The organism is Candidatus Deferrimicrobiaceae bacterium (genome assembly GCA_035256765.1).
Classification (GTDB): Bacteria; Desulfobacterota; Deferrimicrobia; order Deferrimicrobiales; family Deferrimicrobiaceae; genus CSP1-8.
Genome location: DATEXR010000231.1, coordinates 1 through 7,283, shown reverse-complemented (window position 1 = coordinate 7,283; position 7,283 = coordinate 1). Strand labels below are relative to the sequence as shown.

Below are 7,283 nucleotides of genomic sequence, written 5' to 3'. Positions count from 1 at the left end.
CGCGAATGTCTGCCGCCGTTTTCTCGAACAGGATGGAATGGGGGCATGAACTTGGCTGACCCAAACCCCTTTTCTTGGACATTCCTAAAGTTTACGATGGGCTGGTCAAGGGGGTCTGGTCAGCAGCCTCGCGCGGTGACTCGCAGGAATGAGCCTGACCTGCCTCCCGTAAACCGCTCCAACCTCCGAAAGGGGGTTCCCGGCGTCAACAGCGGATCCGAAGAACCCCCTTTTCATCCCGAAAAGGGCCGGTTGTTTGCACGGGGTTTGCCGTCTGTACGGTTTCCCCTCCAAAGTCCGATGGAGACGTCCGGCAGATTTTCACACTAAGTACTCCGCTTCATAAATACGGTGTCGCACCGAGAGCGTCGATGCGCCGCGCCTTGCTACGGCGCGCGACTGAGGCGTACTCGCAGCAGTACGGCGCAAGGAGCGCAACGAAGCGGGAGCGGATGCAGCGGCGCTCGAATGCAACCGTATTTGTGAAATGGAGCACTTAGGGAGGAATGCCGGGAACCATCGAACGCGAAAGGAGGGGGGCCGATGAGCGCGGTGATCGTCGAACGGCAGGGGGGCGTGGCAACGATCCGGATGAACCGACCCGACCGGATGAACGCGTACGATTTCGAGATGGGGAAGGAGCTGCTCGATGCCGTTTCCGCCCTGGGGGACGACCCGGGCGTCCGCTGCATCGTTCTCACCGGGAGCGGGAGGGCGTTCTCGGCCGGCGGCGACGTGGCCCTGATGGGATCCTTCCCGCCTCCGGCCGCCGCGAACTTCCGGGAACTCACGATCCGGCTGCACGCCTTCATCGCGTCCCTTCGGCGAGTCCCCAGGCCCGTCCTCTCCGCGGTCAACGGCGTCGCGGCGGGGGCGGGGATCTCCCTGGCGCTGGCGGGCGACCTCGTGGTCGCCGCGGGGTCGGCCCGCTTCACCCTGGCGTACCAGAACATCGGGCTCTCGCCGGACGGCGGGGCGACCTTCTTCCTCGCCCGGGCCGTCGGGACCCACCGGGCGATGGAGCTCACCCTGACCGGCAGGACGCTCACCGCGGAGGAGGCGGCCGCGTGGGGGCTCGTCCAGCGGGTCTTCTCCGACGACTCGTTCGAGGCCGGGACGGCGGAACTGGCGGCGCGCATCGCTTCCGGCCCCACCCTCGCCTACGCGAGGGCGAAGGAGCTGTACAACCGGGCGCTGTGCCAACCGCTGGAGGCGCAGCTCGAGGACGAGCGCCAGCGGATCGCCGAGTCCGCCCGGACCGGGGACTTCCGCGAGGGGGTCCGGGCGTTTCTCGAAAAGCGGCCGCCCGCCTTCCGGGGGGAATAGCGACCGCCTCTTCGCGCGCCCCTTGACCTGCCCATATAGGTATGTCAGCATACCTACATGGACAGGCCGTTGACCGACAAGCAGCGCAGCGTCCTCGAGTTCCTCCGGGAGTTCGCCCGTTCCCGCTCCTTCGCCCCCACCGCAAGGGAGGTGGCGGACCGTTTCGGGATCGCCGAGAAAAACGCCTTCTATTACCTGGAGTTGCTGGAGCGGAAGGGATACATCCGCCGCCACCGGAAATCCCCCCGCAGGATCGAGTTCCTCGGGGAGGCGGCGCTTCCTTCCCCCTTGCGCGTCCCGGTGCTGGGACGGGTGCCCGCCGGGAGCCCCCGGGAGGCGATCGAGCTCGCCGGGGAGGAGCTGCTCTTCGATCCGTCTCTGGCCGGGGAGGGGGAAGTCTTCTCCCTCCGCGTGAAGGGGGACAGCATGGAGGGGGCCCACATCTGCGAGGGGGACTACGTCCTCGTCCGGGCGCAGGAGACCGCCGAGGACGGGGAGATCGTGGTCGCCGTCGTCGACGGGGAGGCCACGGTCAAGAGGATCCGCCGCCGAAGCGGCGGAATCCGTCTCGAGCCCGCCAACCCCGCCTATGCCCCCGTCGACGTTCCGAACGGGTCCCCGTCCTTCCGGATCGCGGGGAAAGTCGTCGGCGTTTTCCGCAAACTGTAGGAACGCAGGAGGTCGCCATGACCGGTCGCGCGCCCCACACGGCCGCCGTCTCCCCCGCCGCCGCGGAGATCGAGCGCGCCTCCGCCCTTTGCCTGCGCCCCGCGCCGGGAAATCTCGCCGGCTTCTTCGGAACGGGAGCCCACCGGCTGGCGCTGCGCGCGCTGGCCCGGCCCCTCCTGGCCGGAGAGCCCGTGGTGGCGGTGGACGGCGGGAACCGGTTCGACCCGTACGAGATCGGCAAGGCGGAGAGGGCGCTGGGGGGGAGCGGAAGGGGGGCGCTCTCCCGCATTCTCGTCTCCCGCGCCTTCACGTGCCACCAGATGGAGGCGCTCCTGTCGCGGCGGCTTGGGCCCGCCCTCGACCGCTCGGGAGCAAGGATCGCGGTCGTCTTCGGCCTGCCGGAGACGTTCACCGACGCCGACGTCCCCTTCGCGGAGGCGTGTCGGGTCTTCCGGAGCTGCCTCTCCTCGCTGCGCCGGCTCGCGGCGGGCCGGACGCGGGTGGTGCTGGTCGGGGAGGGCGAAGCCCCGGGGCTCCCCGGCGACCGGGCCGGCTTCTTCCGCCACCTCGTCCGGATCGCCGACCCGTGCCTTCTCCTGCGCCGGGAGGAGGAAGAATGGCGGGCGACGCTGCGCGGAAAGGCCAGGTAACGCATCCATGGGCCGCACGGTGCTCCCCTTCACCCAGGAACTGTACCGCGAGGAGGAGTCGTGGAAGGCGTTCCGGCGCGCGCTGCGCCGGGAGGACCGGGAGCTGTTCGACGAGCTGTTCGCCGCGGCAAGGTACCACACCGCCGCCTGCACCTGCTCGGGGCGCGCCGTCCCGTTCGAGGCGATCCTGATGAGCATCCTGATCGAGGAGCGCCGGGCGGTGCGGGAGCTGTCGTCCCGGCTCGCCGCGCTCGCGGAGCGGGTCGAAACCCTCGCCGGCCGGCCGGAGGACGAGCCGTGACCCGCCCCCCGCCACAATCGAGTTTCCTGTCGACAGGGCAGCCGGGAACGGCTCCGCTGCCTCGGAGGGGGCCTTCGTTCGTGGCTCGCCGTGCGGTAAACCCGCACGGCTGCGCACCCCTCCTGCGGCCGCTGCGCCGGCAGCCGGGGACCCGGGGCGAGGCGGGGGGTTCCACGAGGCGGCCTGTGGAGCGAGGTTGCTGGTCCGGCGAGCGGAACGGCAGCGAGCGGGCGAAGGTCGCGAGCGTAGCCGAGGGGAATCCCCCGCGAGCCAGGGGCCCCGGTCACCTGCACTCTCCCGACGGGGGAGCGCCGGCTGGATCTTTCGCGCCGGCTTGCGGGAACGGACGAACCGGAGTAAGATTGTATTACATGTATTACATAGGAGGTGCCCCATGCTCGCCATTCGCCTGAGCCCGGAACTGGAAGCGCGGCTTACGAGGCTTGCCCGGGAGACCCGCCGGAGCAAGTCCCATTATGTCAAGGAGGCGCTCGCCCGCTACCTCGACGAGCGGGAAGAGGAACTTCTCGACCTGGCGCGGCGGGAAACGCGGGCCGCCACGGCTCCATCGCACGGGACGCCGGGCGCCGGCCACCGGAAGATCGACCGGCGCAGCCTGGCCATGCACCGAGCCATCGCGGAAAAACTGCGGAAGGACCCGCGCATCCACGAGAGGGCGAAGGAGAACATCCGGCGCTGGCGGCGGCAGGGCGTCGACGTTCACGCCTTCCGGGAGTGGGAAGCGATTCTTGCCGGGGGGATCGAGGAAACCGTCCGCGTCCTGTGCGGCACATCGGAAGAATCGGAAAGGCTTCGCCACTCGACCCCCTTCACCGGCATTCTCAGCCCGAGGGAGAGGAGGATATTCTTTGCGAAGAAGCCAGCTTGAGCATGTCATTCGAGCGGCATCGAGCATCGCCGACGACCGGGAAATCATCGTGATCGGAAGCCAGGCGATCCTGGGGCAATTCCCCGACGCCCCCCTGTCGCTCCTGACGTCCGTCGAAGCGGATGTGATCCCGAAGAACAGGCCGGAACTCGCCGAGCTGGTCGAAGGCTCCATCGGCGAAGGCTCTCTGTTCCACGATACCTTCGGCTATTACGGAAACGGGGTCGGCCTGGACACCGCGGTCCTTCCGGCGGGATGGGAACAGCGACTGGTCAAGATCCAGAACGATAACACCATGGGCGCCATCGGGTGGTGTCTCGACGTGCACGACCTCGTATTGTCGAAGTACGTCGCAGGAAGGGAAAAGGACCTGACATTCAACCTCGAGGTCATCCGGCGGGGATACGCGGACAGGAACCTCCTTCTTGAGCGGGTCGACGGCCTTCCGCTGACGAAGCAGGGCCGGAAGCGGATCGCGCGCCGGGTCGAAGCCGCCTTCTCCCGGACCGGTTCCGGTCGCTGAAGAGAACCCCGGAACGAACCGTGCGAAAGGTTTTTCCCGAGAGGAAAGGGGCCCGCGGCGGAGCCGGGTCCGGGCGCGGGTCTCGCTCCTCGGAGGGGGGTCTTGCTCCTCCGTCCCGACGGGGACCCTGGCTCGCGGGGGCGCCCTCCGAGCACGGGCGCAGGTCTTGCTCCGCAGCCTCGGAGGGGGGCTCCGTTCGTGGCTCGCCGTGCGGTCAACCTGCACGGCTGCGCCTGCTCCGCTCAGGCGTGGCGCCCTGTTGCGCGGGCGCCGGGATCGAGTGCGCAGACGCCGGCGGCAACACGGGAGGGGACCCGGAGCACCGGCCTCCAGGGGCCCATTCCCTCAGATCCCGGCATTCGAGAACCCCTGCATCCCCGCCGGCTTCGTTGCCCTCCCTCGCCGTACCGCAGCGGGTACGCCTCGTTCGGGCGCCTCGCCGGTCGGGGTGCATCGGCCCTCTCGGTGCACGGCCTCTTCGGGAACGGATCCCTGGAGGCCGGGCAGGGCTTTTCGCGAACGGATGAGCGCAGGCAGCGAGCGGGCGCAGGGGCTCCCCCGAGCGGGAAGCCGAAGGCGGAACCGGCGGAGGCCCCGCCGTTTGTAGGGCAAGAGGCTTGGCATGCCACATAGGAAGGAGAATGGCCGGGGAGAGGACCAATGGGCACGTTCGCTGGACGTAGCCGGGGAGCCGAGGCTGGACGCGAGCGGGGACCCCGGAGGCGAAGCCGCTGCCGGCGTCCTCCCGAAGGGGGTCGCAACGCAACGTGAGGCGGAGATGGAAAGTATTCGGAACGGCGCGACCGTGCTGACCGGCTGGGTGCTCGATCTCCTCCCCGCGCAGGACGGGATGGAGGTCTGGTTCCGGACGGCCGAGGGCGGCACCACGACCCTGTACGCCCCGTTCCGTCCCTCCTTCGCCCTGGCGGGACGGGGCGTGCGGGAATCCTCGGTGCGGGCCGCCGCCCATCGTTGGGGGTGCGGCCTCCGGCGGATCGAGGGGATCGAATTCTTCTCCGGGAAGACGGTCCCGGCGTGGACGCTCGCGGTCCCCGCGCCCTCTCTTCTCCGGGCGACCGTCCGGAAGGCGGAAGGCGCGTTCGGGCCGGAGGCGCTTTTCAACGCCGACATCGCTCCCGAGCAGCAGTTCGCCTGCGCGACCGGGCTCTTCCCGTTCTCCTTCGCCGAGGTGGAATGCCCAGGCGACGGGAGGATCCTCTCCGCCCGGGTCCTCGACTCGCCGTGGGACGTCGATCCCCCCTACCCGCCGCTTTCCCGGGCATTTCTGCGGGCGGAAGGGGCGGGGCACCCCGCGCACGGGTGGATGCGGCCGCTCGCCTTTTCGGCCGACGGCACGACTCACGTCCTCTGCTGGGAAGACGGGGCGGATTTCCTCCGGGAGTTCCTGCGGCTTCTCGACGCGGCGGACCCGGACCTCCTGGTGACCGAGTACGGCGACGACCACCTCCTGCCGCGGATGCTCGCCCTGGCCGCCAGGTTCCGGGTTCCGCTCCCCCTCGGACGCCCTCCGCGCCCCCCGGGGGAAGCGGCCGGCGGGCAGACGCGCCACGCGCGGGAGGGAGAGGGCGCGGAGACGCGCGTCGTCCGGCGCGCCCGCGAGCGGTCGTATTTCTCGTACGGCCGGGTGATCTTCCGCGCGGCGGCGCACACCCTCTCCGGCCGGTGGCACATCGATGCCCGCAACTCGTTCCTCTTCGGGGAAACGGGCCTCCCGGGTCTTATCGAACTGTCCCGCCTCTCCGGCATCCCACTGCAGCGCATGGCCCGTTCGTCGCCGGGGACCGCCATCTCGGCGATGCAGGTCGCGGCGGCGCTCGCACGGGGGATCCTCGTCCCCTACAAGAAGCGGGAGCCGGAAGGATTCAAGACGGGGGCCGGGCTCGTCACGACCGACAAGGGAGGGCTCACCTACCTGCCCCGCCCCGGCCTGCACGAAAACGTGGGCGAGCTCGACTTCGCCTCGATGTACCCGTCGCTCATGGACCGGTACAACATCTCCCCGGAGACGATCAACTGCGGCTGCTGCCGCCCGGGGCTCCCCGTCCCCGAGATCGGCTTCCACACGTGCGCACGCCGGAGGGGCCTCATCCCGGCCGTGCTCTCCCCCGTCCTCGCGAAGCGCCGGCTCCTCAAGGAACGGCAGAAGGCGGCCGGGAGCGCGGAGGAGCGCGACCTCTTCCGGAAGCGCCAGACGGCGCTCAAGTGGATCCTCGTCGTCTGCTTCGGGTTCCTCGGGTACAAGAACGCCCGGTTCGGCCGGATCGAGGCGCACGAGGCGGTCACCGCCTGGGGACGGGAGAAGCTCCTTGCCGCCAAGGAGATCGCCGAGCGCGAGGGGTTCTCCTTCCTGCACGGCCTGACCGACGCGATCTGGGTGGGGCGGGGTGGCGCGGCAGAGGACGACTACCGGCGGCTCGCGGAGACCATCTCCTTCGAGACGGGGATGCCGATCGCGCTGGAGGGGGTCTACCGGTGGCTTTCCTTCCTCCCCTCGAAGCGAAACCCTTCCGTCGCCGTCCCGAACCGGTTCGTCGGGGCGTTCGCGAACGGGGAGGTCAAGGCGCGGGGGATCGCGATGCGCCGCTCGGACGCCCCGCCGTTCGTCGCCGCCCTCCAGCGGGCGCTGCTCACGGAAATGGCGGAGGCGGCAGACATTCGCGCCCTGCGCGCGATGCTGCCGAAGCTGCGGGAGATCGCGGAGGCCGCCGCGGCCGACCTGCGCGAGGGACGCGTCCCGCCGGAGGCGCTTTCCGTCGCCAGGCGCCTGTCCAAGGCGCCCGAACGGTACGTCGCCCGCACCGCAGCCGCGGAGGTCACCCGGGAACTGTGCGGCCGGGGTGTGACGCTGCGCCCCGGCTCGAAGATCCGGTACCTGCTGACGGAAGGGGGGGGACACTCTTGCGG

The 7,283-nt window shown here is 70.0% G+C and carries 7 protein-coding genes; all 7 read left to right on the top strand.

The window, feature by feature from the left end; genetic code table 11:
• The first annotated feature begins 543 nt into the window (after positions 1 to 543).
• A complete protein-coding gene (locus tag VJ307_07830) occupies positions 544 to 1,326 on the top strand; it encodes an enoyl-CoA hydratase (GenBank protein ID HJX74052.1) in 783 nt (260 codons plus the stop codon).
• A gap of 57 nt (positions 1,327 to 1,383) precedes the next feature.
• On the top strand, positions 1,384 to 1,995 hold the full coding sequence (lexA, locus tag VJ307_07825) for a transcriptional repressor LexA (protein ID HJX74051.1): 612 nt from the start codon (positions 1,384 to 1,386) through the stop codon (positions 1,993 to 1,995).
• Between the two features lie 17 nt (positions 1,996 to 2,012).
• On the top strand, positions 2,013 to 2,645 hold the full coding sequence (locus VJ307_07820) for a hypothetical protein (GenBank protein ID HJX74050.1): 633 nt from the start codon (positions 2,013 to 2,015) through the stop codon (positions 2,643 to 2,645).
• A gap of 7 nt (positions 2,646 to 2,652) precedes the next feature.
• The gene (locus VJ307_07815; protein HJX74049.1) at positions 2,653 to 2,946 is read left to right on the top strand and encodes a hypothetical protein; all 294 of its coding nucleotides are present in this window, start codon (positions 2,653 to 2,655) and stop codon (positions 2,944 to 2,946) included.
• A 394-nt stretch (positions 2,947 to 3,340) separates the two neighbouring features.
• A complete protein-coding gene (locus tag VJ307_07810; GenBank protein ID HJX74048.1) occupies positions 3,341 to 3,835 on the top strand; it encodes a ribbon-helix-helix domain-containing protein in 495 nt (164 codons plus the stop codon).
• Complete coding sequence (locus VJ307_07805; protein ID HJX74047.1) at positions 3,816 to 4,358, top strand: DUF6036 family nucleotidyltransferase; 543 nt, start codon at positions 3,816 to 3,818, stop codon at positions 4,356 to 4,358. The genes VJ307_07810 and VJ307_07805 overlap by 20 nt, the downstream gene beginning before the upstream one ends.
• Positions 4,359 to 4,980: 622 nt before the next feature.
• Positions 4,981 to 7,283, top strand: a 2,303-nt coding sequence (locus tag VJ307_07800) for a DNA polymerase domain-containing protein (GenBank protein ID HJX74046.1), incomplete at its 3' end; no start/stop codon positions are given.

Bases quoted from the DNA above. Each gene is read 5' to 3' on its own strand.
- VJ307_07830 (HJX74052.1), top strand. From the start codon at position 544: ATGAGCGCGGTGATCGTCGAACGGCAGGGGGGCGTGGCAACGATCCGG.
- lexA (HJX74051.1), top strand. From the start codon at position 1,384: ATGGACAGGCCGTTGACCGACAAGCAGCGCAGCGTCCTCGAGTTCCTC.
- VJ307_07820 (HJX74050.1), top strand. From the start codon at position 2,013: ATGACCGGTCGCGCGCCCCACACGGCCGCCGTCTCCCCCGCCGCCGCG.
- VJ307_07815 (HJX74049.1), top strand. From the start codon at position 2,653: ATGGGCCGCACGGTGCTCCCCTTCACCCAGGAACTGTACCGCGAGGAG.
- VJ307_07810 (HJX74048.1), top strand. From the start codon at position 3,341: ATGCTCGCCATTCGCCTGAGCCCGGAACTGGAAGCGCGGCTTACGAGG.